We start from the raw sequence: 1,425 nt of genomic DNA, 5'->3' as shown, positions 1-1,425 counted from the left end.
GCCGCGGATCGATCCCCCGCCGGAACAGCACCTCCGCCCGGTAGATGTTCCCCGGCCCCGCCACCACCGACTGATCCATCAACAGCACCGCGACCGGCGTCCGCGACCGGCCCACCCGCCGCCACGCCACCTCCGGATCACCGTCCGCACGCAGCGGATCAGGCCCCAGCCGATCACGCAGCACCTTCACATCACCCGGATCCAGCAGCTCACAGGCGTTCGGCCCCCGCAGATCCGCGAAACCCCCAGCACCCACCAGCCGCAGCCGCACCGCCCCCACCGGCTCCGGCACCGGCACCGCCCCGAACACGTACCGGCCATAGATCCCCAGATGGACATGCAGCGTCCGCTCATCGTCGAACCGCACCAGCAGATGCTTCCCGTGCGCGTCCGCCTCCACCAGCACCCGCCCGTCCAGCCGCGCCGCCCCCTCGGCGAAACGACCCTGCGGACTCGACGCGGAAACACAACGGCCGCCGAACATCCGCTGATGCTCGGCGGCCAGACGATGAACGGTATGTCCCTCCGGCATGCCCGGGAGCATAGCCCCCCTTACCGCAGCGGCTCCCCCACCTCACGCATATGCCCCAGCGCCTGCCGGTACGACGCCACGAACCCCGTCTCCGCGTACGCGACCCCGACCGCCGCGCAATGCTCCCGCACCAGCGGACGCAGCTCCCGCAGATTGCAGCGCGGCACGCTCGGGAACAGATGATGCTCGATCTGGTAGTTCAACCCGCCCATGAACCAGTCCGTGAACAGCCCGCCCCGCACGTTGCGCGACGTCAGCACTTGCCGCCGCAGATGATCCCACCGCACACCCGGCCCCGGCATCGCCATCCCCTTGTGGTTCGGCGCGAACACCGCACCCAGATGCACCCCGAACAGCGCATGCTGCACCGCCATCAGCACCAGCGCCTGCGGCACCGGCAGCAGCGTGAACACCAGCGCCAGATACCCCACCGCATGCGCCACCAGCAGCCCGCCCTCCACGACCTGGTCACGACGCGGCCGCCCCCGCAGGAACAGCAGGCTCCCCACCTTCAGATTCAGCCCCTCCAGCGTCAGCAGCGGGAAGAACAGCAGCGCCTGATGCCGCGCCACCCACCGCAGCGGACCGCGCTGCCGCCGCGCCTGCTCCTGCGTCCACGCCAGGACCCCCTCCCCCACATCAGGGTCCTTCCCCACATGATTGGGATTGGCGTGATGCCGGTTGTGCTTGTCGCTCCACCACCCATGCCCCATCCCCAGCAACAGGTTCCCCAGCAGCAACCCCAGCCACCGGTTACCGCGAGCGCTCCCCGCGATCTGACGATGCCCGGCATCATGCCCCAGGAACCCCGTACGCGCCGCCAGCACCGCCAGCGGAACCCCCAGAAGCACCACCCACCAACTCGGCCCGGCCCACGCCACCGCCCCCCACAC

The 1,425-nt window shown here is 70.3% G+C and carries 2 protein-coding genes; both read right to left on the bottom strand.

The window, feature by feature from the left end; genetic code table 11:
• Window positions 1-532 (bottom strand): Fpg/Nei family DNA glycosylase (locus E1289_RS37565; RefSeq protein ID WP_207929422.1); only part of this gene is annotated, 532 nt, incomplete at its 3' end.
• A 20-nt stretch (window positions 533-552) separates the two neighbouring features.
• Window positions 553-1,425, bottom strand: an 873-nt coding sequence (locus tag E1289_RS37560; RefSeq protein WP_131988943.1) for an acyl-CoA desaturase, incomplete at its 5' end; no start/stop codon positions are given.

It is taken from the genome of Actinomadura sp. 6K520 (assembly GCF_004349245.1).
GTDB lineage: Bacteria > Actinomycetota > Actinomycetes > Streptosporangiales > Streptosporangiaceae > Spirillospora.
The sequence above is the reverse complement of the archived record's forward strand: the minus strand, read 5'-3'. Positions and strand labels throughout refer to the sequence as shown.